Annotated in this window: 20 protein-coding genes; 9 read left to right on the top strand and 11 right to left on the bottom strand. The window is 63.9% G+C overall.

Annotated elements, in window-relative coordinates; genetic code table 11:
• The first annotated feature begins 73 nt into the window (after nt 1–73).
• From AB4097_RS01770 to AB4097_RS01790, 5 genes are all read left to right on the top strand, one after another.
• The gene (locus AB4097_RS01770) at nt 74–1288 is read left to right on the top strand and encodes an NADP-dependent isocitrate dehydrogenase (RefSeq protein ID WP_442036645.1); all 1215 of its coding nucleotides are present in this window, start codon (nt 74–76) and stop codon (nt 1286–1288) included.
• A gap of 240 nt (nt 1289–1528) precedes the next feature.
• Nucleotides 1529–2269: a hypothetical protein gene (locus AB4097_RS01775; protein ID WP_442036647.1), complete on the top strand. Its 741-nt coding sequence runs from the start codon at nt 1529–1531 to the stop codon at nt 2267–2269.
• The gene (locus AB4097_RS01780; protein ID WP_442036649.1) at nt 2266–2649 is read left to right on the top strand and encodes a hypothetical protein; all 384 of its coding nucleotides are present in this window, start codon (nt 2266–2268) and stop codon (nt 2647–2649) included. Before AB4097_RS01775 ends, AB4097_RS01780 begins: the two co-directional genes overlap by 4 nt.
• 145 nt (nt 2650–2794) lie before the next feature.
• Complete coding sequence (locus AB4097_RS01785) at nt 2795–3475, top strand: hypothetical protein (RefSeq protein WP_442036651.1); 681 nt, start codon at nt 2795–2797, stop codon at nt 3473–3475.
• A gap of 125 nt (nt 3476–3600) precedes the next feature.
• Nucleotides 3601–4065: a GFA family protein gene (locus AB4097_RS01790; protein WP_442036653.1), complete on the top strand. Its 465-nt coding sequence runs from the start codon at nt 3601–3603 to the stop codon at nt 4063–4065.
• A 120-nt stretch (nt 4066–4185) separates the two neighbouring features.
• Here the strand turns inward: AB4097_RS01790 and AB4097_RS01795 are convergent, their stop codons facing one another.
• Complete coding sequence (locus AB4097_RS01795; RefSeq protein ID WP_442036655.1) at nt 4186–5289, bottom strand: cyclic nucleotide-gated ion channel; 1104 nt, start codon at nt 5287–5289, stop codon at nt 4186–4188.
• A gap of 74 nt (nt 5290–5363) precedes the next feature.
• Entirely contained in the window at nt 5364–8018 is a 2655-nt protein-coding gene (gene alaS, locus AB4097_RS01800) for an alanine--tRNA ligase (protein ID WP_442036657.1), read from the bottom strand.
• Between the two features lie 205 nt (nt 8019–8223).
• On the opposite strand from alaS, the gene AB4097_RS01805 reads away from it, so the two are divergent.
• Entirely contained in the window at nt 8224–8673 is a 450-nt protein-coding gene (locus AB4097_RS01805; protein WP_442036659.1) for a DUF2231 domain-containing protein, read from the top strand.
• The gene (locus tag AB4097_RS01810; protein WP_442036661.1) at nt 8670–9998 is read left to right on the top strand and encodes a PQQ-dependent sugar dehydrogenase; all 1329 of its coding nucleotides are present in this window, start codon (nt 8670–8672) and stop codon (nt 9996–9998) included. Before AB4097_RS01805 ends, AB4097_RS01810 begins: the two co-directional genes overlap by 4 nt.
• A 129-nt stretch (nt 9999–10127) precedes the next feature.
• On the opposite strand, the gene recA is transcribed toward AB4097_RS01810, so the two are convergent.
• Nucleotides 10128–11222: a recombinase RecA gene (recA, locus tag AB4097_RS01815; RefSeq protein ID WP_442036663.1), complete on the bottom strand. Its 1095-nt coding sequence runs from the start codon at nt 11220–11222 to the stop codon at nt 10128–10130.
• 171 nt (nt 11223–11393) lie between these two features.
• Nucleotides 11394–13925, bottom strand: coding sequence for a cell cycle histidine kinase CckA (cckA, locus tag AB4097_RS01820; protein ID WP_442036665.1), 2532 nt, complete (start codon nt 13923–13925; stop codon nt 11394–11396).
• A 388-nt stretch (nt 13926–14313) separates the two neighbouring features.
• Between cckA and AB4097_RS01825 the strand changes: the two genes are divergently transcribed.
• Complete coding sequence (locus AB4097_RS01825) at nt 14314–15540, top strand: hypothetical protein (protein ID WP_442036667.1); 1227 nt, start codon at nt 14314–14316, stop codon at nt 15538–15540.
• A 183-nt stretch (nt 15541–15723) separates the two neighbouring features.
• Here the strand turns inward: AB4097_RS01825 and dksA are convergent, their stop codons facing one another.
• From dksA to AB4097_RS01855, 6 genes are all read right to left on the bottom strand, one after another.
• Nucleotides 15724–16143 carry an RNA polymerase-binding protein DksA gene (gene dksA, locus AB4097_RS01830; protein WP_114945722.1) on the bottom strand — a complete coding sequence of 140 codons (420 nt, stop codon included), beginning with the start codon at nt 16141–16143 and terminating at the stop codon, nt 15724–15726.
• 247 nt (nt 16144–16390) lie between these two features.
• A protein-coding gene (locus AB4097_RS01835) for an IS5 family transposase (RefSeq protein ID WP_442036670.1) occupies nt 16391–17190 on the bottom strand; the annotation gives its coding sequence in 2 pieces (ribosomal slippage) (nt 16391–16857 and nt 16857–17190; 801 coding nt in all).
• Between the two features lie 38 nt (nt 17191–17228).
• Nucleotides 17229–18215 carry a YcjF family protein gene (locus AB4097_RS01840; RefSeq protein WP_442036672.1) on the bottom strand — a complete coding sequence of 329 codons (987 nt, stop codon included), beginning with the start codon at nt 18213–18215 and terminating at the stop codon, nt 17229–17231.
• Nucleotides 18212–19660 (bottom strand): YcjX family protein, encoded by a 1449-nt coding sequence (locus AB4097_RS01845; RefSeq protein ID WP_442036674.1) that lies wholly within the window; start codon nt 19658–19660, stop codon nt 18212–18214. The genes AB4097_RS01840 and AB4097_RS01845 overlap by 4 nt, the downstream gene beginning before the upstream one ends.
• 129 nt (nt 19661–19789) lie before the next feature.
• The gene (locus AB4097_RS01850; protein WP_442036676.1) at nt 19790–22378 is read right to left on the bottom strand and encodes a calcium-binding protein; all 2589 of its coding nucleotides are present in this window, start codon (nt 22376–22378) and stop codon (nt 19790–19792) included.
• 92 nt (nt 22379–22470) lie between these two features.
• Nucleotides 22471–23535: a hypothetical protein gene (locus AB4097_RS01855; protein WP_442036678.1), complete on the bottom strand. Its 1065-nt coding sequence runs from the start codon at nt 23533–23535 to the stop codon at nt 22471–22473.
• A gap of 265 nt (nt 23536–23800) precedes the next feature.
• Between AB4097_RS01855 and AB4097_RS01860 the strand changes: the two genes are divergently transcribed.
• The gene (locus AB4097_RS01860; RefSeq protein WP_442036680.1) at nt 23801–25303 is read left to right on the top strand and encodes an MDR family MFS transporter; all 1503 of its coding nucleotides are present in this window, start codon (nt 23801–23803) and stop codon (nt 25301–25303) included.
• 10 nt (nt 25304–25313) lie between these two features.
• Here AB4097_RS01860 and AB4097_RS01865 read toward each other — a convergent pair whose 3' ends face one another.
• Complete coding sequence (locus AB4097_RS01865; RefSeq protein WP_442036682.1) at nt 25314–25562, bottom strand: hypothetical protein; 249 nt, start codon at nt 25560–25562, stop codon at nt 25314–25316.
• Nucleotides 25563–25703 lie beyond the last annotated feature (141 nt).

Genomic DNA, 25703 nt, shown 5'->3' on the forward strand with positions numbered 1-25703 from the left:
CCGCGCTATAGCCCCCGCAACCATCCTGCCGCAGGGCAGGACCGTTCCAGCCCTACAAGCGCAAGGTGAGATCATGGCGAAGATCAAGGTTGCCAATCCGGTCGTCGAACTCGACGGCGACGAGATGACCCGCATTATCTGGCACTTCATCAAAGAGAAGCTGATCCACCCCTATCTCGACATCGACCTGAAGTACTACGACCTGGGCATCGAGCACCGTGACGCCACCAACGACAAGGTCACCGTCGAGGCCGCCGAGGCCATCAAGAAGTACGGCGTCGGCGTGAAGTGCGCCACCATCACGCCGGATGAGGCCCGCGTGAAGGAGTTCAACCTCAAGGAAATGTGGAAGTCGCCCAACGGCACGATCCGCAACATCCTCGGCGGCGTGATCTTCCGTGAGCCCATCATCTGCAAGAACGTTCCGCGCCTCGTTCCCGGCTGGACCCAGCCGATCATCGTCGGCCGCCACGCCTTCGGCGATCAGTACCGCGCCACCGACTTCAAGGTGCCGGGCAAGGGCCGCATGACGATCAAGTTCGAGGGCGAGGACGGCACGGTCATCGAGAAGGAAGTCTTCAAGTTCCCGGGCGCCGGCGTCGCCATGGCGATGTACAACCTCGACGACTCGATCCGCGAGTTCGCCCGCGCGTCCATGAACTACGGCCTGATGCGCAAGTACCCGGTCTATCTCTCCACGAAGAACACCATCCTCAAGGCCTATGACGGCCGCTTCAAGGACATCTTCGAGGAAGTCTACCAGAACGAGTTCAAGGCGAAGTTCGACGCCGCCGGCATCACCTACGAGCACCGCCTGATCGACGACATGGTCGCCTCCGCCCTCAAGTGGTCGGGCGGCTATGTGTGGGCGTGCAAGAACTACGACGGCGACGTGCAGTCCGACACGGTGGCGCAGGGCTTCGGCTCGCTCGGCCTCATGACCTCCGTGCTGATGACGCCGGACGGCCAGACGGTGGAGGCGGAAGCCGCCCACGGCACTGTGACCCGCCACTACCGCGAGCACCAGAAGGGCAAGGAGACCTCGACGAACTCCATCGCGTCGATCTTCGCCTGGACCCGTGGCCTCGCGCACCGCGCCAAGCTCGACGACAACGCGGAACTCGCCCGCTTCGCCTCGACCCTCGAGAAGGTCTGCGTCGACACGGTCGAGGCCGGCTACATGACCAAGGACCTTGCCCTCCTGGTCGGCGCCGAGCAGAAGTGGCTCTCCACCACCGGCTTCCTCGACAAGATCGACGAGAACCTTAAAAAAGCGATGGCGGCGTAAAGCCACCTCATCGTCATGGCCGGGCCTTGTCCCGGCCATCCGCGACTCGTCCTCGGCGGCTTTCCGGCCGAAGACAGGATGCCCGGAACAAGTCCTGGCATGACGAACGAGAGACAGCGACCGACCCAAAGCCCGGCTCATGCCGGGCTTTTTTGTTGCGCGGGTGGCTTTCGGCAAGCTTGATAATGTTCTTATTTTGTTCTAGGAATTCATCCATATTTGAGAACTTATGGATGGTTTATGTCCTCAACACCCTCCTTTCAGCGCGAATTGCTCGGCGCCCGAAGAGCCTTCTCCATCGCACAGCTTGAACTCCGCAGCCTGCGCCTCGCCCTCGCACCTAAGCTCTTCAACCCCAACCAGCCGCGAGTTCCGGCTGGAAGTCCCAATGGCGGGCAATGGGTGGGAGAAGGCGGCAATGATGGCGAGGCTCGTGTCGAGACCGTCAATTGGCCTGCCCGTCGAAGTGGAGGAATCCGCACCATTCGCGGGCGGACCTACGAAACCTCTCCCACTCAGGAAACACTTCTTGCAGCGACGGAAGCGCATGCAACGGCGCTTGTGCGCGAAGTGCAGCGCCGCGATCCGAACTGGAAGCCACGGCCTAACCTCTACGAAGGCGTCGAAGGCGAGATCCTGGCCCATCAGGCCACAGCCATGCAAGCCACCGCGCGCCTGCGGGAATTGAGGGCACAAGAGCCTGTTTGCCGACCGTTAGGGGAGACTTCTCCACTTTCACGCGGGGGTTCGTCGGATGGCATTTACACCGTTCCGACATCAGAATTCCGAGAAATGCTGATAACAGTCACACCTGGTTCACAGATTATTTCGTCTCCCGTCGGCTACCGAGGCCAATGGTATCTGCAGCCGGACGGCTCCATTTTCGGCATTCGATGGAGCGAGCGATATGGCGTAACGCTCGACGTCATCAGGAGCAATAATCCTCTCGTCCCCAACGGATACAAGGTGCATCAGAAATGACCCAGGAGCCGAAGCATTGGTATTATGGCACCCCGATGAGCGAACACATCAAGCGGGTCGCCGACGAACTGCCGATTGATGCCGTAGGCATGTGGCAGATCGTACCTGGAGGGCGACAAGGGTTTAAACTCGAAGGCGAGGCGTTGACCGATTTCGTGCGCCGCTGCATCGCTGAGCTTCTCTCGCGCGGCGCCGTGCCGGTGGTCGGCGGCGGACTTGACGGCGAGCATGAGTGGATCGCGCAGCGGCAATACGGTTCCACGCCGGAAGAAATCATCGACAATGTCGTGCGCGAGTGGCTGGCGAACGGCGCAAAGGATGAGGATCCCGGCGGGCTCTGGTTCGCACTGCGGGAATACGCCTGGATGCCGCCGGATTGAAACATGTCGAAGCGCAAGTGCTGTGCCGGAAGATGGCACATCGCCTGCGCAGGGCTTCAGGACAGTCGCAAGCAACTTTCGCGCGAGATCCGGAAATTGCCGAAGGAGCGCGATCCTTCATAACTGCAAAGAGACGGTAGAGACGATGACGACGGACGGCGAACCCAGACACAAACATTTCGGCGATACATTGAGTGATTACATTCGACAGGTCACCAATGAACTGCCTCTCGACGGAGTGGGCCTATGGCAGATCGTGCCGGGCGGCCGCTACGGTTTCGGCCTTGAGGGCGACGCGCTGACCGATTATGTGCGCCGCTGTCTTGTCAGCTTGCTTGACTACTGTGCGGTTCCCGTCATCGGCGGTGGTGGTGACGATCCGGACGGCGTCTGCTGGATTGCGCAGCTTCAGTATGGTTCCAAACCTGAAGACATCGTCGAGAACGTCTTGCAGGAATGGCTCTCCAACGGCGCGAAAGATGAAGACCCGGGAGGATTATGGTTCGCTTTACCGGGTGTCTACTGGCTCCCATCGGAATACAGTGAGGTTGCAGGAACGCCGCTAGGGGTACTTTCCCTCAATACGCGCCTCGTCACGTCTTCGGAGTTCCAGCACATTCTGGAAAGCAGCTGTATCGATATTCAGGAGGCACCGACTCCGCCGACCTACCGCGGTCTGTGGTTTCGCCAACCTGAGGGATCCTTCTTTGGCCTTCGTGTACGTGCGCAGAATCTCAAGACGATCGACATCATTCAAACCAATCATCCCGTCATCCGCAACGGGCACAAGATTCACGAGGGAATGGTCGAGCCGGCGAGACATTGATCGAGCTTCGGCGACAAATGCGGGGGAAGGACTTCATGAGATCGATAAGCAACCTACTTCCCTTCTCAAAACCTATTGAAACCTGGTCGATGCACAAAGCTCATTAAGTGCCGAAAGGATCAACGATGAGTAACTCCACAAAATCCACCCTGACCGGCGGCTGCCAATGCGGCGCAGTGCGGTATGCACTCATGTCCGAGCCGACCCATGCCAGCATCTGCCATTGCCGCATGTGCCAGAAGGCTTTCGGCAACTACTTCTCCGCGCTCACCGGCGTTCCTCGAAAGGATCTGGTCTGGACGAAGGGGCGGCCGGGCATCTTCAAGAGTTCGGAGGCCGTGGAGCGGGGCTTCTGCCGGGATTGCGGCACGCCGCTGACCTTTTCCTATGTGGAGCAGGACCGCATCACCGTCTCGATCGGCAGCCTCGACGAGCCCGGCCGTGTCGCGCCGGAAATCCAATATGGCCTCGAGAGCAAACTCCCTGCCTTCGATACGCTGCACAGCCTGCCCGGCCAGCGGACGGAGGATTACGCAACCCCGGATGACTTGAAGAAAATGGCCTCGCGCCAGCATCCCGACCACGATTGAGGCCAGCCGAGGTTTCGCTAAAGCATCGGACGCAAAAGTAGGAACCGGTTTCGCGTGCAAAGATACGTCAAACCAAAACCTTAAAGCATCGGATGTGAACTCGAATTCACATCCGATGCTTTAAGAGGTCTTCCGCCCGCCGCGGGCCTGGGCGACCTTGTGTATATGCTCCGCGATGGAAGGGTTCGCCTCCAGCAGCTCATGAAGGTCGTTCGCATCGAGGATGAGCAGGCGGCAATGGGTCGATGCCTTCACGGTGGCGGAGCGGCGGCGGCGCCTCAGGATCGCCATCTCGCCGAAGAAGTCGCCCGGGCCGAGCCTCACAGGCTCGCCCGGCAGCACGACCTCCACGTCTCCTGAGGCGATCAGGTACATGGAATGCGCTTCATCCCCCTTACGGACGATGACCTCTCCCGGAATGCAGCTCCGCGACCGGAGGCATTGCATCACCGTGGCGATGTCATGCGCGTCGAGATCGGCGAAGAGCGGCACGCGGGCCACCATACTCCAGGTCACCACGAAATCGCGCCGATGGATCTCCCGCGAGAAGGCGCTCGCCACGATGCCGACGGGCAAAGCCAGCATGATCAGGCCCATGACGGCCGTCACGGCCGCGATCACCCGTCCGATGGGCGTCACCGGCACCGCGTCGCCGTAGCCGACCGTGGTCAGGGTGACGATGGCCCAGTACATCGCCTCCGGGATCGTGCCGAACTTGTCGGGCTGCACCTCCCGCTCGGCGAGGTTCATGACCGAGGCCGCAAGCAGCATGGCGCCGATGAGGATGATCCCGCAGGCGAGCAGGGCCCGCCGCTCAGCATAGATGGCTTCAGCGAGGCTCGCGAGGCCCGGCGAATAGCGCGCGAGCTTGAAGAACCGAAACAGCCGCAGCAGCAGCAAGGTCCGCAGGCCCTCGACGTTCCAATAGGCGAGATAGAACGGCAGGATGGCCAGAAGGTCGACGATGGATTGCGGATGCATGGCCCATCGCAGGCGTGCCCGCCATGGCCTCATGTGCTGGAATGGCGGGTCTTCGGGCGCGCACCAGAGACGCGCCATGTATTCCACGGTGAAGATGAATCCGCTGACGATCTCAATCCCGAGAAAAAGAATGCTGTGCCCCTCCCGGATCGACGGGACGCTTTCCAAGACGACGGCCGCGACATTCACGACAATCAACAGGATCAGGCCAAAATGAACAGCGTGAACGACGGGGTCGTTCACGCTGCTGCGTTCAAGAATTTCGTAGATCCTGCGCCGTGTTGGGTGTGAATGAACCCTCGGCACGGCGCCTCACCTCATGCGGCGTCGGAGAGCGCCGCCTCGATGGCCGCCAGGGCCGCCTCGGCCTGCGCTCCGTCGGGTCCGCCGGCCTGGGCCATGTCGCGACGTCCGCCGCCACCCTTGCCGCCGAGCTTTTCCGAGCCGACCCGCACGAGGGCGACCGCGTCGACCTTGCCCGTCAGGTCCTCGGTCACGCCGACGACGATGCCCGCCTTGCCGTCCTCCGCCACGCCCACGATGGCGACGACCCCGGAGCCGAGGCGCTTCTTGCCTTCGTCGGCGAGGCTCTTCAGGTCCTTCATCTCGACGCCGGTGACGGCGCGGGCCATGAGCTTGATGCCGGCCACGTCCTTGACCGGATCGCCGCCGCCCGCAGCGCCGCCGCCCATGGCGAGCTTGCGGCGCGCCTCGGCGAGGTCGCGCTCCAGCTTGCGGCGCTCTTCCAGGAGAGCCGATAGGCGGGCCGAAACCTCGTCCACCGGGGTCTTGAGAAGGCTTGCGACCTCGCGCAGCTTACGGCTCTCATCGGCAAGGTAGCGACGGGCGGCATCGCCCGTCATGGCTTCGAGGCGGCGAACGCCCGCGGCGACCGCACCCTCGCCCACGATGGTGATGACGCCGATATCGCCCGTGCGGTTCACATGCGTGCCGCCGCAGAGCTCCACCGAGAACGCCCTGTTGGGCTCACCCTTGCCCATGGACACGACCCGGACCTCGTCGCCGTACTTCTCGCCGAACAGGGCGCGGGCACCGGACTCGATGGCCTCGTCCACGGCCATGAGCTTGGTGACCACCGGCTCGTTCTGGAGCAGGACCCTGTTGGCGATCTCCTCGACCTCCTTAAGCTCCGCATCCTCGATGGGCTTCGGATGGCTGAAATCGAAGCGCAGGCGGTCGGGCGCCACCAGCGAGCCCTTCTGGGCCACGTGGTCGCCGAGCACCTGGCGCAGCGCCTCGTGCAGGAGATGGGTGGCCGAGTGGTTGGACCGCACGGCCGAACGGCGCGCATGATCGACGGTGAGCTCCAGGGACTGGTTCAGCTTGAGCGGACCGTGCTCCACGGTGACATGGTGCACGAAGAGATCGCCGAGCTTCTTCTCGGTGCCGGTCACGAACACCCGCGCGCCCTCGCCCTGCATCACGCCGGTATCGCCGACCTGACCGCCGGATTCGCCGTAGAACGGCGTCTGGTTGAGGACCACGAGGCCGGTCTCGCCGGCCTTGAGCTCCGCCACCTCCTGGCCGTCCTTCAGGAGCGCCAGGACGATGCCCTCGGCCGTTTCCGTGTCGTAGCCCAGGAACTCGGTCGCGCCCGTGCGCTCCTTGACGGAGAACCACACGGTCTCCGTGGCGGCTTCGCCCGATCCGGACCAGGCGGCGCGCGCCATCTCGCGCTGGCGCTGCATCGCGGCATCGAAGGCGTCCGTATCGACGCCGATGCCCCGGGGCTTCAAGGCGTCCTGCGTCAGATCGAGCGGGAAGCCGTAGGTGTCGTAGAGGGTGAAGGCGGTTTCGCCGGACAGGTTCTCGCCCTTGGTCAGCAGGCGGCTTTCCTCGTCGAGGATCGACAGGCCACGCTCCAGGGTCTTACGGAAGCGGGTTTCCTCCAGCTTCAAGGTCTCGGTGATCAGCGCCTCGGCGCGGATCAGCTCAGGATAGGCCTGTCCCATCTCGCGCACGAGAACCGGCACGAGACGGTACATGAGCGGGTCGCGAGCGCCGAGCAGCTGGGCGTGGCGCATGGCGCGGCGCATGATGCGGCGAAGCACGTAGCCGCGGCCCTCGTTCGACGGCAGCACGCCGTCGGCGACCAGGAAGCACGAGGTGCGCAGGTGATCGGCGATCACGCGGTGCGAAGCCTTGCGGTCGCCCTCCGGCGCCACGCCGGTGGCATGGGCCACGGCCTCGATCAGGGTGCGGAACAGGTCCGTATCGTAGTTCGAGTATACGCCCTGCATGATCGCCGAGATGCGCTCGAGCCCCATGCCCGTGTCGATGGAGGGCTTGGGCAGGCCGATGCGGTTGCCGGGCTCGATCTGCTCGTATTGCATGAACACGAGATTCCAGAACTCGAGGAACCGGTCGCCGTCCTCCTCCGGGCTGCCGGGAGGGCCGCCCCAGAGCTTGTCGCCCTGGTCGATGAAGATTTCCGAGCACGGCCCGCAGGGACCGGTATCGCCCATCTGCCAGAAATTGTCCGAGGTCGGGATGCGGATGATCTTGGAATCCGAGAACCCGGCGATCTTCTTCCAGAGGTTCGCCGCCTCGTCGTCGTCGTGGTAGACGGTGACCAGCAGCTTGTCCTTCGGCAGGCTGAATTCCTTGGTGATCAGCCCCCAGGCGAGCTCGATGGCCCGCTCCTTGAAGTAATCGCCGAAAGAGAAGTTGCCGAGCATCTCGAAGAAGGTGTGGTGGCGCGCCGTGTAGCCCACATTGTCGAGATCGTTGTGCTTGCCGCCCGCGCGCACGCATTTCTGCGCCGTCGCGGCCGTGCTGTAGGGGCGCTTCTCGGCTCCCGTGAAGACGTTCTTGAACTGCACCATGCCGGCATTCGTGAACATCAGGGTCGGGTCGTTGCGCGGCACGAGGGGGCTCGAGGCCACGACCTCATGGCCGTTCTTGGCGAAGTAATCGAGGAAGGCCGACCGGATTTCGTTGACGCCGCTCATGGAACTCTTAGCTCGAGTAAGGGTAAGGGGCTCGATCGCCCATAGTGCTCATGTTTCGGCCGTTTCTAGACGTCCCGGCTTTCCCTGTCGAGGTGGCGCTTCGTCCAAAGTGCGACCTTGAGGCCCCCTGTCGTGAGGGCGCGGTCCGGGAACCTTCACCCCCTGCCGCCGTCAACTCCGGAGAATATACCGAGGACAGGTCGCGATGAGCGAACGTAACCCACCATCAAAGGCCAGTATTGCGGGTCACCCGATCCACCCGATGCTGGTGCCCTTCCCCATCGTCTGCTTCACCGGCGCGCTCGTGACGGACATCGTTTACTGGCAGACGGCCGATATCATGTGGTCGAACTTTTCCGCTTGGCTTCTGACCGTCGGCCTCATCATGGGCGGCCTGGCAGCCCTGGCGGGACTGGTAGATTTCCTGAGCAGCCGCTCGATCCGGGCCCAGGCGCCCGCATGGCCCCACCTGCTCGGCAACGTACTGGTCCTGGGACTGTCCCTGCTCAACGCCTTCGTCCATAGCCGCGATGCCTGGACTTCGGTCGTCCCGACGGGACTGGTCCTCTCCGCCGTCGTCGTGCTCCTCATATGCGTGACGGGCTGGCTGGGCTGGTCGATGGTCTACCGCCACCGGGTAGGAGTCCTGTCATGACGGCGTCGCCCCGAATCGCTCGCAGATGGATCGCGCTTGTCGGATTGTCCGTGCTGGCGCTCGCCGGCTGCGAGGACGAAGGATCCTTCGACACACAAAGCCAGATCGGCCCCAATCCGGTTCTGCCCGAGCCGAAGCAATATTTCGTGCCGCCCATGCACCTGGCAAAGCCGGTGGGCTGGGGCGCGAACGAGACCCCGACGGTCGCCAGCGGCCTGAAGATCCAGGCGATGGCCAATGATCTGGCCAATCCCCGGGTCGTCTATCCCCTGCCCAACGGCGATGTGCTGGTGGTCGAATCCGGCGGTCCCGGCGTGGAGCCGACCCAGCGTCCGAAGGACCTCATCATGGGCTGGATCATGTCGTACGCCCATGGCGACACGCAAGCCGGCAACCGCATCACTCTCCTGCGCGACGCGAACGGCGACGGCGTGCCCGAGATGAAGACCGTCTTCATCGACCATCTCAACTCGCCCTATGGCGTCGCTCTCGTCGGCGAGGACCTATACGTCGCCAACACCGACGCGATCATGCGGTACCACTACACCCAAGGCCAGACGCAGATCACGGAGCCGGGGACCAAGCTGTGCGACCTCCCGGGCGGGCCTATCGACCACCATTGGACGAAAGCCCTCACGGCGAACCCCGACGGGTCGCTGCTCTATGTGGGCGTCGGCTCGAACAGCAACATCACCGAGAACGGCATGGAGGCCGAAAAGGGCCGCGCCGCCGTGTGGGAAGTGGATCGGGCATCAGGTCGATCGAGGATCTACGCCGAGGGCATCCGCAACCCGACGAGCCTTGCCTTCGAACCGCAGACCAAGGTCCTGTGGGCCGTGGCCAACGAACGCGACGAGCTGGGCCCTAATCTCGTGCCCGACTACCTGACCTCCGTGAAGGACGGTGGTTTCTATGGCTGGCCCTACAGCTATTTCGGCCAGCACATCGACCCGCGCGTGATGCCGCAGCGGCCCGATCTCGTCGCGAGCGCCATCGTGCCGGATTATGCCTTGAGCTCGCACGTCGCTCCGTTGGGCCTCACCTTCTACACGGCGGACAACCTGCCGGCATCCTATCGCGGCGGCGCCTTCATCGGCGAACATGGGAGCTGGGACCGCGACCGCTTCAACGGCTACAAGGTCGTGTACGTGCCCTTCCAGAACGGCAAGCCGAGCGGCAAGGCGCAGGACGTGGTGACAGGCTTCCTTGCCGGCGAGGACAGCGTCCATGGTCGCCCCGTGGGCGTCGCGGTGGACAGGACCGGGGCCCTCCTGATCGCAGACGATCTGGGCAACGCCGTCTGGCGTGTTACCGCCGCGCAGTAAGCTGGACCCCGTACGAAAAAGACCGCCGCGATCTCTCGCGACGGCCTCTCTTTGCCCTTGAAGGAGAGCAAAAACTCTTTCGTGCATGGTCTTATCGAATAACCGGATCCCACTTATCCGAGCCATGCATTATTCGGCGGAACCCTCGTCCAGGTCGTCGGCGGTCGGGGTCGCCTGCTCCAGGATGCGTTCGGCGAGCAAGCCGGCATTCTGGCGGATGAGGCCTTCGATCTTGTTGGCGACCTCCGGGTTGTCGCGCAGGAACTGCTTGGCGTTCTCGCGGCCCTGGCCCAGGCGCTGGCTGTCGTAGGAGAACCAGGCGCCGGACTTGTCGACGATGCCGGCCTTGACGCCGAGATCGATGAGCTCGCCCACCTTGGACACGCCCTCGCCGAACATGATGTCGAACTCGACCTGCTTGAAGGGCGGAGCGACCTTGTTCTTGACGACCTTCACGCGCACTTGGTTGCCGATCGGATCGTCGCGATCCTTCAGCGTCGAGACGCGGCGGATGTCGAGGCGCACGGAGGCGTAGAACTTCAGGGCGTTGCCGCCCGTCGTCGTCTCCGGCGAGCCGTACATGACGCCGATCTTCATGCGGATCTGATTGATGAAGACCACCATCGTGTTCGAGCGCGAGATCGAACCGGTGAGCTTGCGCAGGGCCTGGCTCATGAGGCGGGCCTGGAGGCCCGGCTGGACCTCGCCCATCTCGCCGTCGAGTTCTGCCTTCGGGGTGAGCGCCGCAACCGAGTCGATGACGAGCACGTCCACGGCGCCGGAGCGCACGAGGGTATCGGCGATCTCGAGGGCCTGCTCGCCGGTGTCCGGCTGGGAGATCAGGAGATCGTCCAGGTTGACGCCGAGCTTGCGGGCATAAACGGGATCGAGCGCGTGTTCCGCGTCCACGAAGGCGCAGACGCCGCCCTTCTTCTGGGCTTCGGCGATGGTGTGCAGCGCCAGCGTGGTCTTGCCCGACGATTCCGGCCCGTAGATCTCGATGATACGGCCGCGGGGCAGTCCGCCCACGCCAAGCGCGATGTCGAGGCCGAGCGAACCCGTCGAGATGGTTTCGATTTCCACCGGCTGCTGGCCCTTGCCGAGCCGCATGATCGAGCCCTTGCCGAAGGCACGCTCGATCTGAGAGAGCGCCGCGTCGAGAGCTTTCGATTTGTCTTTATCCATTGATGAGCTTTCCACCAGTCTCAGGGAGGACTGTGACATGACCTAACATCCTTATGGCAGGAGGAAGAGTGAATCTCAACGCGGTGTTGAGAGAATATATGTACTCACTTTGTTCCTGCCCGCAAGTTCTTTTTTCGTTCTCATTCGAGGATCCACAAGCCATATGCAGGGCACGATGCCGCAGGGTTAAAATATAATTAATTCAGCAGCTTACCGCGCCATCGTCTGCTTCACGGTCTCGACCAGCTGGCGCAGGCTGAAGGGCTTGGGCAGGAAGTTGAATTCCTCCCCTTCGGGAAGGTTCTTGCGGAAGGCTTCCTCGGCATAGCCGGAGACGAAGATCACCTTGAGGTCGGGGTAGAGCTTGCGCAATTCGCGCAGCAGGGTCGGGCCGTCCATTTCCGGCATGACCACGTCCGAGACCACGAGATCGACCGGGGCGCCGCGCTCCTGGATGATCTCCATCGCCTCGATGCCGGAGGCGGCCTCCAGCACCGTATAGCCGCGGGCGGAAAGCGCGCGGGCGTTGACGGCGCGGACCGGGTCCTCATCCTCCACGAGAAGAATGGTCCCCTGCCCGGTCATGTCGGCGGCTGGCTTCTTGGGCGCGTCGGCCTTTGCTTCCTCGGGAGCCTCCTGGATCTCCAGGATGTGGCGCGGCAGGTAGATCCGGAAGGTCGTGCCTTCGCCGGGCTTCGAATCCACGTCGATATAACCGCCCGACTGCTTGACGATGCCGAAGACCGTGGAGAGGCCGAGGCCTGTGCCCTTCCCCACTTCCTTGGTGGTGAAGAACGGTTCGAAGATCTTCTCCACGACGTCGGGCGTCATGCCCGATCCCGTATCGGACACCTCGACGAATACGTAATCGGCCGGCGGCATGGCGCTCACGTTCAGCCCGGCGGCTTCCGCGGCCGAGATGTTGCCCGTACGGATCGCAAGCTTGCCGCCGTTGGGCATGGCATCCCGCGCATTGACGGCGAGGTTCACCACCACCTGCTCGAACTGGTTCACGTCGGCCTTCACGAACCACAGGTCGCGGCCATGGCTGAGATCGAGTTCCACCCGCTCGCCGAGCAGGCGCTTGAGCAGCATGGAGAGATCGTAGAGCCGGTCGTTCAGGTTCAGCACTTCCGGCCGCAGGGTCTGGCGGCGTGAGAAGGCGAGCAGCTGGCGCACCAGGCTCGCGGCCCGGTTCGCATTCTGCTTGATCTGCATGATGTCCTGGAACGACGGGTCGGTCGGCCGGTGATTGGCCAGCAGCAGGTCGCTGTAGCCGATGATGGCCTGAAGCACGTTGTTGAAGTCGTGCGCGACGCCGCCGGCGAGTTGGCCCACCGCGTTCATCTTCTGCGATTGTGCGAGCTGCTCCTCCACCTTCCGGAGATCGGTGGTGTCGAGGGCATAGAGAATGGCCGTCTCGCCGTCCGCACCCGTATCGCCCACGGGCGTCACCCAGACCCGGACGGAACCGCCGCTGTCTCCCGTGGTCTGCAGCTCCAGGGGCGGGATGTCGCCGCGGTTCTCCGCGGCCGCCTTGAGGGCGGCCTCCATCGGCCCGCGCTCGCGGAACGTGTCGAGAATGGATGCCCCGGCGGCCCCGCTCTCGGCCACGCGCGTCAGGGCGCCGAACAGCTTGGAGAACGGTGCGTTGGCGTGGACGATCCGCCCGGCCCGATCGACCGTCGCGATGGCGATGGGCGTGTTGTTGAAGAAGCGAGCGAAGCGCACTTCGGCCGCGCGCTGCCCTTCGTCGACCTCTCCTCCTGCCGAGCGGTTGAGGACGAGCGTCCGGGACGGGCCCATCCGGCCGTCCTGCCCGAAGGCGATGCGGTGATACAGGCGCACGGGCAGGAACTGGCCGTTGCGGCGGCGCAGGTCGAGATCGAAGGTCTCCGTGCGGACGCTGCCCGGCTCTCCGGAGAACGACGTCATCAAGGACACGACATCGCGGGGCACGATGTCGGTGAGGCTCAGCCCACCGGAGCCGACCTGGGCGAGGTCGTAATCGAGCCACGAGGCCAGGGTCGCATTGAGATAGATGATCGAGCCCTCGGGATCGACTGACAGGAATCCCGCCGGGGCGTGATCGAGATAATCGATGGCGTGCTGGAGCTCCTGGAAGACGTTCTCCTGCCGCTCGCGCTCATGCGTCACTTCGCTGATGGTCCAGAGCGCCGCCTGACGGCCGCTGGGGCGCGGCACCGGGCGCACGCGCACGCGATACCAGCCGAATTCCTGAGCGCCGCTCAACGAAGGCGAGAGGCGGATTTCCTCCGTGCCCGTGCGATGCTCGCGCGCGGCCTGAGCCAGCCGATAGATCGCCTCCGAGACGTCGGGCGCGCCCATGAACAGGCGCTCCACGGGACGCACTTCCCCGCCCTGCAGCCCTGCGATGGAAAGGTAGGATTCATTGGCATAGGTGATGCGACCATCGTCCTCGATCACCACGAGACCGTCGCCGGACGTGTCGGCCATGAGCTTGGTGATATCGTTTCGCGCCGACTGACCGGAAAACTGAACGACCCCGATGGCCATGGCGAAGAGGAAGAAGACCCCGGCCATGGCGAAGAAGGCGAGAAGCCCGAGGATCAGCGGCTGGGTATGTTCGATGTCCAGGAAGCGCAGGCTCAGGGTCGCGCCGACCAGAACGCCGGCGAGAAGCAGCACCCATCCGATGTGGCCGGGACGGTCGGAACGGTCGATGGCCGCGCTCTTCGGCGTGTCGCCCTCGTAAGCCATGGAGTGTCAACTTCCTCAATGGAGACGGATGTGCCTTGAGGCACGAGTTGCAACGTTGCAACCAGCCGCTCGATCTTCGTCGCTCATTCTACGCGCCAATTATTGATCGACCTCTAAGGCGGAGCGATGAGCCGACGCAAGGTCTCGACAACTCATGAACAGGCGCAGCCATACGATTTCGCCATAGGAAATCCCTATTTTCCTTGATGAAAAGGCAATCGGACCCATTTTGGTCCCATCATTGAGGACCGATCCTCATCCACATGACGCGTGCCGAAACCATGGACCGTTAACCATCTGTTAACCTTGTCGCTGGCTTCGACGGTCAATGTGGTACAACCAACACAGAACGGGCCTGCACGGGCCTGCAAACACTTGAGAGTACATCGTGTCATCTCTTTTCGGTATCGAAGCGTCACGTGCAGTCCAGTTCGCGATTGCATTTGCGATCATTCTGATCCTCCTCGTGCTCTTCGGTGTGGTCTTCCGCAAGCTGACGGGCGCCCGCCTGATGATGCCGGGCAGCGATCGCGGCCGCGGCAGCCGTCAACCCCGGCTCGGCATCGTCGACGTCTACGACCTCGACCGGCAGCGGCAGCTGCTTCTTCTTCGCCGTGACAATGTCGAGCACCTGCTTCTCATCGGCGGACCCAACGATGTGGTCATCGAGACGAATATCGTCCGGGTCGCAGGCGCCCGCATTCCCGCGCAGCCCAGCGACGCCGGCGTCGAGCGCTTCGAGCCAACCCTCGATCAGCCGTCCCGCGCGCCGCAGGTGGAAACCACCGGCCGCCCATCCATCGAGAGCCAGCTCGCGGCCCAGCTCGGCGCCTTCGTGCGGCGTCCCTCGGAGGAATCGGACGTCGACGAGGAACTCTCCCCGGTCGCCTCGATGAGCGCCCCGGTTCCGGCCCATCCGGAGCCGGTGCTGAAGCCCGACGCCGTTGCCGTCTCCGCCACCCCGACCATCCAGGGCCTGCGCGCCGAAGCGAGAACGCCCTCCTTCCAGAACGCTCCGCCCGCTCCCGCGCCCGCCGTGGAGCGCGCTGAGCCGCGTCCGTCCTTTACGCCGCCGCCGTTCCAGTCCCGGGCGACGCCGGTCCCCCCGGCCCCTCCGGTGCAGCCCGAGCCGGTCCGTCCGCCGGAGCCGGCACCGGTTGAACAGCAGGCCGCGTCGCCGCGTCCGGCATCGGAGGCCGGTCTCCTGTCGGATATGGCCAAACAGCTCGAAGAGGCCCTGAAGCGCCCGGCGAGCCCGGTTCCGCCGCCCTCGATGACTTCTCCGGCAGCGCCCGCTGAGGTTGTCAGGGACGAAGAGGAGGTTCGCGAGCCGGCTCGTAACGATGCCGAACCGGTCGCGGCTGACGATGGGCGTCAGGAGGAAGAGCCTGTCGACGAGGAGCCGGAAGTTGCTCCGCCGCCCAGGCCGGCTCCGGCTCCTGAGCCTCTCCGTGCCGTGCCGGCGCCCCCGCCCGTGTCGGCTCCGCTTCCGCCGCAGGCGAAGGAAACGCCGGCCGCTTCGCAGAAGCCGACGGATCCGTTTTCCGTCGAGGATATCGAAGCGGAGTTCGCCCGGCTTCTCGGACGCCCGCTGGATCCGAACAAGAAGGGCTGAGCGCTTTTTAATCGGTAAAGAAAAAGGGCTCCGCAAGCGGAGCCCTTTTTATTGGACAATGGAAGGTCTTAGAGCATCGGACGGAAAAGTGGATCCGGTTTTCCGTCTCGACCGATGCTCTCATTCAAGAGGAAAGCATCGGATTCCCCCCAAAAGTGCAAGTCCACTTTTGGGTCCGATGCTTTAGTCGTCCCGGTAGACCCGCTCGTTTCGCTCGTGGCGCTCTTGAGCCTCGAGCGAAAGCGTCGCGATGGGGCGCGCCTCCAGGCGCTTGAGAGAGATCGGATCCCCGGTCTCCTCGCAATAGCCGTAAGAACCGTCCTCGATCCGCGCGAGCGCGGCATCGATCTTGGCAATGAGCTTGCGCTGGCGGTCGCGGGCACGAAGCTCGATGGCGCGATCCGTTTCCGAGGAGGCGCGATCCGCAAGGTCAGGATGGTTCTCGTTCTCGCTCTGCAAGGTGGCGAGAGTTTCCTGGGCCTCTTTGAGGATATCGTGCTTCCAGCGGATCAGCTTGCGCCTGAAATACTCTTTTTGCCGTTCATTCATGAAGGGCTCGTCTTCTGTCGGACGGTAACCCTCATCAATCACGATGTCTGTCATGTTCAGCCGTTCTTCCCCGATGAACTGTGGCGCCCCTATATAGGCAAGCAGGATCGGGGACAACGAGATTAAGTGTCATCGATTTGTCTAACAGCGCCAGGCACCTCTTTTGCACCTTGGAAAGCCCAGGCAGAACGATTTGCCGCACCTCTAAAGTAGCAGGGACGCCGCTGCTCTTCATCTTGGCGGGAGCATCGTTCTTCGCGGAAAACCGGGTTCACTTTTCCGCACGATGCTCTAAGAACTCCTAACAAAACCGTTTGCATTGGTTGAAGCAGATGAGAGCGCATCCGAGGGTGGTGAAAGCCAGATGGATGTCCTCACGGCGTTCGTAGCGGATCGTGAGCCGGCGGAAGCGGTTGAGCCAAGCCAGGGTGCGCTCCACCACCCAGCGATATCGTCCCAGGCGCTCGCTGATGTCCACGCCGCGGCGGGCAATTCTGGGCGTGATGGAGCGCTGGCGGCATTCCGCACGGCAGCGGCGATGATCATAGGCTTTGTCGGCATGGAGTTTGTCCGGCCTACGCCTCGGGCGACCCCGCCCATGTCGCACCGGCGGCACGGCATCGAGAGTGGGTGCGAGCATCAGGCTGTCGTGCCGGTTAGCCCCACTCAGGCTGATCCCGAGCGGTGTGCCCGCCTTGTCGACCACAACATGGCGCTTCGTGCCCGGTTTGCCCCGATCCGTCGGGTTCGGGCCGGTGGCCGCGCCCCCCTTTTTGCCGCGATGGAGGAGGAGTCGAGTGCGGCCCGGCTCCAATCGAGCTTGTCGGCATCGGCCAGACGCTCGAGCAGGATGCGATGCAAGCGCATCCACACACCGGCAGCTTGCCAGTCCCGCAGGCGGCGCCAGCACGTCATGCCCGAGCAGCCGATCTCAGAAGGCAGCATCTCCCAGGGAATGCCCGAGCGCAGGACAAAGATAATCCCGGCCAGCGCAGCCCGATCATCGACCCGCGGCCGGCCACCTCTAGGCTTGGCCGGTTCAGATGGAAGAAGCGGCTCAATCACCGCCCACAGAGCATAGGGAACAAGAGCTTTGGCCATGCCAAACCAACGCGCTCGCCCCAGTTTTGTTAGGCGCTCTAAGAGGCTGCCGCCTCGGCCCGGCTGATCAGCTCGCTGGCTACGTCGCCGATCTTCGGCGTCTCCTCGCGGATGAAGGGGAGCGGACGGCAGACGGACAGGGCCGCGAGGCCGAACCGGGCGGTCATCAGCCCGTTCAGGACCCCCTCCCCGAGCTTGGCCGAGATCCGTGCCGCCAACCCCAGCCCCAGAACCTGCTGCATGAGGCTGTCGCCCACGGCCATGCCTCCCGTCACCGCGAGGTGGTTGAAGGCGGCCTTCGCCAGCCGCAGGAAGCCGAACAGGCCGGGCCGCCCCCCATAGATGCGCGAGAGCGTCCGCAGGAGCCGCACGGCCGCGAAGATCACGAAGGCCACGTCGACAATGGCCCGGGGGCTCACCGCCGTCACGAGGGAGACCTGCTTCGCCGCGCCGGCGATCGCCCGCTTGGCTTGGGCGTCGAGGGGCGCAAGGAGCTCTCGCTCCGCAAAGGCGAGTCGATCGTCCGCATCGATGATCTCGTCGGTCAGGCCGCGCAGGCGCGCGCTGCCGTGAGCCGCCGAGGCCCGGCCGCCGTAGAGGCTCAGGAGGTCGGCCACGATCCCCTTCGCGGCCTTGTGGTCCTTGACCGCGAGAGCGTCGATGGCGGCCTCGCGCAGGCTTTCGATCTTCTGCTCGCGCCAGATGCCCGCCACCTCCCGGCCGATGATGGCGAGGAAAGCAAGAACGGCCAGGATTGCGAGCACCAGCGCCACCCAGCCGAGCCAGGGCGCAATGACATAGAGATCGACGATCAGCTTCTCCACCGCGAGCCCGAGCCCCAGCAGGAGAAGGCCCGACAGGGCGGAGAGCAGGATGCCGAGCCAGGGCGCGCGGCGCTTCTCGCCCATGGGCACAACGATGCCGTCCGCGGCCTCGATGGCGTCGAACGGCTCCTCCGTCACCTGCACGGCACCGGCCGTGACGTTCGGATCGTCGAGACGATAGGCGCGAGGTGGGCGGCTCATGCGAAACGATCCCCCAGCAGGAATTCAAGGGCCCGGTCGAGGCGGATATGGGGCATTCTGGCCGTGCTGCCCGCCGCATCGATCGGCAATTTCGGCGGGCGGAAACGGGGGAATCGGAACGAGCCCGGTGGAATGGCCCCCTGGAACACCGCCTCCGGCGTCTCCGGCAGTTCGCCCGGAAAGATCGCCGCCTCGGCCTCGCCGTCGAAGATCTCGTCGCCGACCCGTTCGCCCGCCTCGGGAATGCCCGCGACGGCGCGAAGGGTCTCACGCCCCTCGCGGATGGTCGTCTCGCGCGTGGCGCGCACGGAGGCAAGCGCTACGGTTCCGACCCGCGCACCGGCGGCCTCCGTTCGGCGCGACGCGCGGTTCACGAGAAGGCGCAGGATCGCGTCAAGCCGGTCGTGATCGGTATGGTGGATGTGATCGGCCTTGGTCGCGGCGAAGAGAACCCGGTCGGCGCGGGGCGAGAACAGGCGGGACAGGAGCGTGTTGCGTCCGATCCGAAACGCCATGAGCACCTGATCGAGCGCCTCCTCCAGCTCGGCGAGAGCCACCGGCCCGGCATCTATGGCCGCCAGCACGTCGACGAGCACGATCTGGCGGTCGATGCGCTGGAAATGATCGCGGAAGAAGGGGCGAACCACATGGGTCTTGTAGGCCTCGAAGCGCCGTTCCATGAGGGCCGCGAAGCTGCCCGGAGCAATCGGCTGCCCTTGGGGCAGATCGAGCGGCGCGAAGGTGAGCGCGGGCGAGCCTGCCAGATCGCCCGGCATGAGAAAGCGGCCCGGCGGCGTGGTGGCTACCGCCTCGGAATCGGCGCGCAGGACCGTGAGATAATCCTTGAACGCATCGCTCGCCCGCGACGCGAGCATCTCGTCGGAACCGCCTGCGGGATCGAGGGTTTTCAGCGTGTCGTGCCAACGGCCCGCCACAGTTGCCCTGTCGCGCTTGCGGCTCGCCTCGATGGTCTGGCGGGACCACTCGGCATAGCCGGCATCGAGGAGCGCGAGGTCGAGCAGCCATTCGCCGGGATAATCCACGATGTCGAGGGCGAGCGAGGCCGGCCCCGTGCGCCAGCCGGACTTGCGCTCGTACTCGACATCCACCCGCAACTCGCTGATGCGGTTGGTGGATTGCGGCCAGCGGCGGCTCTCGGTGAGCGCCGCCATATGTTCCTCATAGGGAAAGCGCGGCACCACGTCGTCAGGCTGGTGAGCCAGATGGGCCCGCCGGATGCGCCCTTCAGCCGACGCGCGAAAGGCCGGCAGGTTCGTGCCGCGCGTGAGATGATGCACGAGGGCCGTGGTGAAAACGGTTTTGCCGGATCGCGCGAGACCTGTGACGCCGAGGCGGAGAGAGGGCTGGATCAGCTGCCCGGAAACCTCCCAGATCGATTGCGCGGCGGATCCGGCGCGGGAGGCGAGATCGGTGATGACAGACACGGGACTCCGTCTGGTTCCTGGTGATGCCAAGCTTGCTTGTGAACGGGAAGATGGGGCTCCAGTTCCCGGTTCACAAGCCCGGGCCGAGGCGGTTGCGCCCCGGCCCAAGCCGATCCATTGAAGGCGGGATCAGATCACCAGGAAGTCGTGATAGTCGAGGAAGGTGCCCTTTTTCACGGTCGCGAACTTGACCGCCTTGACCTTCCCCGTGCCGTCGGCATCGTAATAAAGGGAGCCGGTCTTCTTATCGTAGATGATCCGGTCGTCCTTATCGTGCGCCTTCTTGCCGGCGTAGAACATGGACGCCTTGAGGGCACCGGCCTTCTTGCCGAACTTCGTGAAGACGGCATTCTCCAGCGCGATCGTGTCGTCGGCCGCCTTGAAGTCGAGGATGCTGTCCAGGTTGATCTTGGCATCGGGCAGGCTGTCGAACACGAAACGGTCCTTGCCCTTGCCGCCGGTTAGGACATCGCTGCCGAAACCGCCGGAAATGGTGTCGTTGCCGAGGCCCCCATTCAAGACATCGTTGCCGCCTCCACCATTGATTTGGTTAGCGCCATCGTTGCCGGTGACCGTGTTCGCGATATCATTACCTGTGAGATTGATCGCCGCAGAGCCAGCTTGCGCGAGGAGCATCTCGACATCCGCCAGAGCCCCGAGCGTGAAGCTCTGCGACGCTATTACCGTGTCGAAGCCCTGGCCCGCGAGTTCCGTCACCGTGTCGAGACCATCGACGAGATAGGTGTCGTTGCCGACGCCGCCGCGCAGATCGTCCTTGCCGGCGCCGCCATCGAGCACGTCGTCGCCCTTCCAGTCGGTGATCGTGTCGTCGCCCGCACCGCCGAGGAGCTTGTCGTTGCCTTCGCCGCCATCGAGCTGGTCGCGCCCGGCGCCGCCGTCGAGCGTGTTCGCGCCGGTATTGCCGTACATGGTGTTGTCGAGGTCGTTGCCGGTCCCGACGAAGTTTCCGGAACCCTCGAAGGCGAGGTACTCGATGTTGGCGCCCAGCGTGTAGCTGACCGAGGCGAGCACCCGGTCGAAGCCCGCACCGGAATCGACGATCACGTCGCCCGCGTTGTCGACCCAGTAGAGATCGCTGCCGGCTCCGCCTTCCATCCGATCGGCCCCCGCCCCGCCCATGAGCGAGTCGTCGCCTTCGAGGCCGATCAGCGTATTGTTGCCGCCATTGCCGCGAATGAAGTTCGCCACGCCGTTGCCGGTGCCGGAGAGGTTCGCAGAGCCCGTCAGCGTAAGGTCTTCGAAGTTGGCAAGAAGCGCGTAGTTGCCGAAATCCACCTGCACGGTGTCGCGGCCTTCGCCTTCGGCTTCGACCAGCGTGTCATCGGCGTCAATCACATACGTATCGTCGCCAAGCCCGCCCTTGAGTTCATCCGTGCCTGCTCCGCCTTTAAGTACGTCGGCGCCTTTGCCACCCTCGAGGGTGTCATTGCCTTCAAGGCCGTCGAGAGTATTGTTGCCGTCATTGCCGAAGAGCATGTTGGCGATGGCACTGCCTGTGCCGTTGATATTGGCTGTGCCGATCAGGTGCAGCTCTTCGACGTTCAATCCTTGCATAGCAAGGCTGAAGTTCGTCGATGCAAAAGCCTTGTCATAACCCTGACCAGCGCCCTCGGTGATGCTGTCGAGGTCATCGACATAATAATCGTCATCACCAAGACCACCGACCAAACCATCGGCTCCCCGGCCGCCATCGAGGGTATCGTTCCCATCACCCCCATCAAGCCCGTCGTTGCCGTTGCTGCCCGTAAGGCGGTTGCTCACATTGCTCCCAGTTGCCGTGCCTGCGACGGTGAGAACGACATTCTCTATGTTCGTCCCGACTAAGGTGAAGTTTGTCCCGTAGCCAACAATCACCGTATCGTTGCCGGAGTTCAGGTCATCCCCTTCCACGATGATGTCTCCAGCATCATCGACATAGTAGGTGTCGTTGCCGTCACCACCATCCAAGGAATCAGCACCTGCCCCGCCATCGAGAGTATCATCGCCATCCAGGCCCCAAAGCTGGTTTGCACCCGCATTGCCGACGATCTTGTTGTCGAGGGCATTGCCCGTTCCGTCGAGGTCCGTTGTCCCCGTCAGGAACAGATCCTCAATATTTTCTCGATTTGATCCGCTGAGATCGAAGGAAACTGAAGCGTACACGATATCGTGTCCTGCTTCCGCACCCGGATCCTCATCCAGATGCTCGTCGACACTATCGACATAATATGTGTCATTCCCTAACCCACCGGCGAGCGTATCCTCGCCCACACCACCGTCGAGCACGTCGTCGCCACGACCGCCGGACAGCCTATTCACCCCATCATTGCCGAGAAGGTGATTGTCGATATCGTTGCCAATCGCATCAATATCTGTGGTGCCGGTCAGAACGACATTCTCGATGAAAGCGAGAGCCGGTTGCTCGACGAGGGTCAAATCGACCGAAGACTGACTTTGGATCGTATCCGTTCCGCCGTCAGCGGTCTCTTCCTCGATGACATCGTTTCCATCGGAGAGGATATACGTGTCATCACCGAGGCCACCGCGCAGGGTATCCGCTCCCTGACCGCCATCGAGGACGTTACCGCCCGCATTGCCTGTGATCGTGTTGTTCTGATCGTTCCCAACCACGTTGGCATCGCCGTCGCTCTCTACCAGAGCGTAGTCTGCCTCGCCTTCCAGCGTCCAAGTTTTCGTCAGCGGATCGTAAATCGCCATAGTCGCCCCCATATTTTGTAAAATTGTAACGTAACGAATATGGGACTACAACATGACTCCATGAAATAAGTTACATGGAGCCTATACGCACCTCAGCGTAAGGATCGACTGCTCGACTGCTCCTGCGTCTGGCTCGTCCTCGCGCTAACCTCTACCCTCTCGACCGCCCGCTGAACGGCCTCCTCGACCAGATCCGGGCTCGCCCGCAAGGCCCCCAGCTCGAAGGACGACATGGCCAGCATCACGTGCGCCAGGTTCGGGAGCGGCTTGCCGTCGGGGGAAAAGAGCTTGAGGTCGTCACTGGGACCGAGACCCAGCCCCTCGACCATCCGGCTCGCATAATTGCGGTGGCGCTGATCCTCGGACGGACAGGCGGAGGCCACCTGAACCTTCGGGACGGCCTTGGGGGCCGCAGAGGCGGTGGCCGCAGGTTCTTTCGCAGGTTTGCGGCGGGCGACGGCGGCAGCCGGCAGAGACGGCTTCGGCTTCTCGCCCATGCCCTCGGCAATGCTCGGCACCCGATATTGCGGCGTCTTCGGCGCCATCGAGATCACCATGGAGACCCGGCCTGGCTTGCCGCCTGGGCCGGCCTTCGCCGTGTAGCGCATCGCCCCGCCCTTCCGGCGGTGAGAAGCGAGATATTGCGCCCGCACGGTGCCGCCGATGCCCCTCACCGCCAGCATCGCGATGCCGCCGATGCCGGTCGCGATGTTGCACTCGGCAGGCGCCCAGCGGCGGACGATGTCGAGAGCGGACTTGCGGTTGAACTCGAGATAGTAGCGCCGCAGCAGGATGGCGGCGGCATCGGCCCCGTGATCGGCGGAGACGAAGCCCACATGGCCCTCGTTGTCGGTCGCGAGTTCGCCGTTCCAGCGGGCGCTCTTGATGCACCAGTAATTGTTGAGCTTCACGCAACGGGTCACGAAGGGCCGCTCGGCCCGGAGAAAGGCCACCATGGCGACGACGGGTTTCGGCTCCAGGGCATCCATGGCCTCGCGGCGCCAGTTGCTCACCTCGCGGGTGTCCGGCTCGTAGCGCGCCTGGACGGCCGGAGCATCATGCCCGTGTTTCGACGCGGCCTCACGGGCCTCGCGGACATCGCCCGGCAGCAGGCCGCGCACAGCGAGGGCGAGCATCAGAATCGTTTGTGGAGTCATGATGGTCGGGCCCCGCTTCGGCCGAAAACGATGGAAAAGCTTTCAGGCACAAACGATGATGGAGCCGCGAGGTTCAGTCTCAAGGCCTGATCCCGCCTTTCCCGGACCGGAGACACATGGGACAATCGGCGGCCGGCGCGAATCCGCCGATCAATCCCGACTATGGAACGAACCTGATCCCAGAGCATATCTGACTTGCAGCGGAAGTCCGGACAGAATGGCCGGTTCTCCTCTAGATGGGGTTTCCCGGAACGCGATGGACACGATGGATCAACGAACGAACGAGAGCGTGCGGGAGAACCCGGCACCTGCCCTGAGCCACACCGAAATCCGCACGATCATTCTCGGCGTCATGCTGTCCATGTTCCTGGCGGCTCTCGACCAGACCATCATCGCGACGGCTCTTCCGACCATCGGCCGAGAACTCGGCGACCTGGAGCACCTGCCCTGGATCGTGACGGTCTATCTCCTGACCTCCACGGCCGTGACCCCGCTCTACGGCAAGTTCAGCGATTCCTACGGCCGCCGCGTCACCATGCTGATCGGCATCGTGATCTTCATCATCGGCTCCATCGCATGCGCGCTCGCACCCAACATGATCGTTCTCATCCTGGCGCGCGGCCTGCAGGGCATCGGCGGCGGCGGGCTGATCGCGCTGGCCCAGACCATCATCGCCGACATTGTCGCCCCGCGCGAACGGGGACGCTATCAGGTCTACTTCGCCAGCGTGTTCATGACGTCGAGCCTGCTCGGCCCGGTCCTGGGCGGCTTCTTCGCCCAGCATCTGCACTGGTCGGTCATTTTCTGGATCAACCTGCCCCTTGGCCTCCTGGCCCTGACCATCGCGTTCCACTCCCTGAAGAAGCTTCCCCGCTTCGAGCGCCCGCACAAGCTTGACGTGCTCGGCGCGCTTCTCCTCGTGGCGGCGACCGTCGCACTGCTGCTGGCCCTGAGCTGGGGCGGGCTGCGCTACCCATGGGCCTCCCTGCCGATCCTCGGGCTTTTCGCCGCCTCCGCGGCGCTCTGGGTGCTGTTCGCGGTTCGCATGCGTCTGGCGCCGGAACCGCTGATCCCGCCCGGCGTGCTGCATAACCCGGTGGTGCGCATGGCCGTGCTCGCCGCCTGTTTCGGCATGGGCACCTATATCGGCCTCACCATCTACCTGCCGGTCTATTTCGAAGCCGTGCGCGGCCTCTCGGCGAGCCTGTCCGGTCTCGCGCTCATCCCGCTCATGGCGGGGACCGTGGTCGGCGCGACGATGTCGGGCCGGAGCATGGCGAAGGTGAAGCACTACAAGCGGCTTCCGACCGTGGGCCTCATCGTGGCCATGGCGACCACGGCCGTGCTTGCCCTATACGGCCAGTCGCTCTCCATCGTGACCGTGGAAATCATCCTGGCGGTGATCAGCATCGGCCTGGGCACTGTCCTGCCGGTCACCATGGTGACGACTCAGAATGCGGTCGCGCCGCACCAGATGGGAACCGCGACGGGCACTGCCAATTTCTTCCGCTCGCTCGGCGGCGCCTTCATCGTGGCGATCTTCGGTGCCATCGTGCTCGGCGCATCGGGCCTGGGTGGAGCCTCGAGCTTCGAAACCCTGGGGGCGGCTGCGGCCCAGAGCGGCGTCGATCTGGGCGATGTGTTCAGCTACGTGTTCATGGCCGCCGTCGTCGGGTTCGGACTCGCGCTGGCGTTCCTTCTCGCCCTCGAGGAGCGCCCCCTGCGCGGCAGCGCGGTCAAGGCCGCCGAGGCGGCGGTCGCGGACTGAACGTCTGCTCTCATCGCCGACGCTGGCGAAGCAGCGTCCAGAGGAGCGAACCGGCGAGAATCAGCAGCAGGATGGCGCCGACGGTCGTGAAGACCGCATCGGCCCGGGAAGCCCCGGCTGGCGGGAGCATCAGTCCATCGGAGTCTTGCTGGATGGCGGAGCGCCCAGCCGCAACCGTGAGGATCCTCGGCGCTCCTCCCTCGCCCGATGTGGCCGGGAGGACATGGAAGGCAGGCCGGACGGAAGGCTCGACGGGCATCGATCCTCTCCTTCATCGAAGGGCGGCGGGTCTCCTGAACGTTAATGGCCTGGACGCGCCCCGGTTTCGCCGAACCTGCGGCGTCATGGCTGGGGAAAGCCTATTTCGCCTGTGGAGGACTTCACGTTCCCCGGCACTTCC

Source organism: Microvirga sp. 2MCAF35, assembly GCF_052115545.1.
Taxonomy (GTDB): Bacteria; Pseudomonadota; Alphaproteobacteria; order Rhizobiales; family Beijerinckiaceae; genus Microvirga.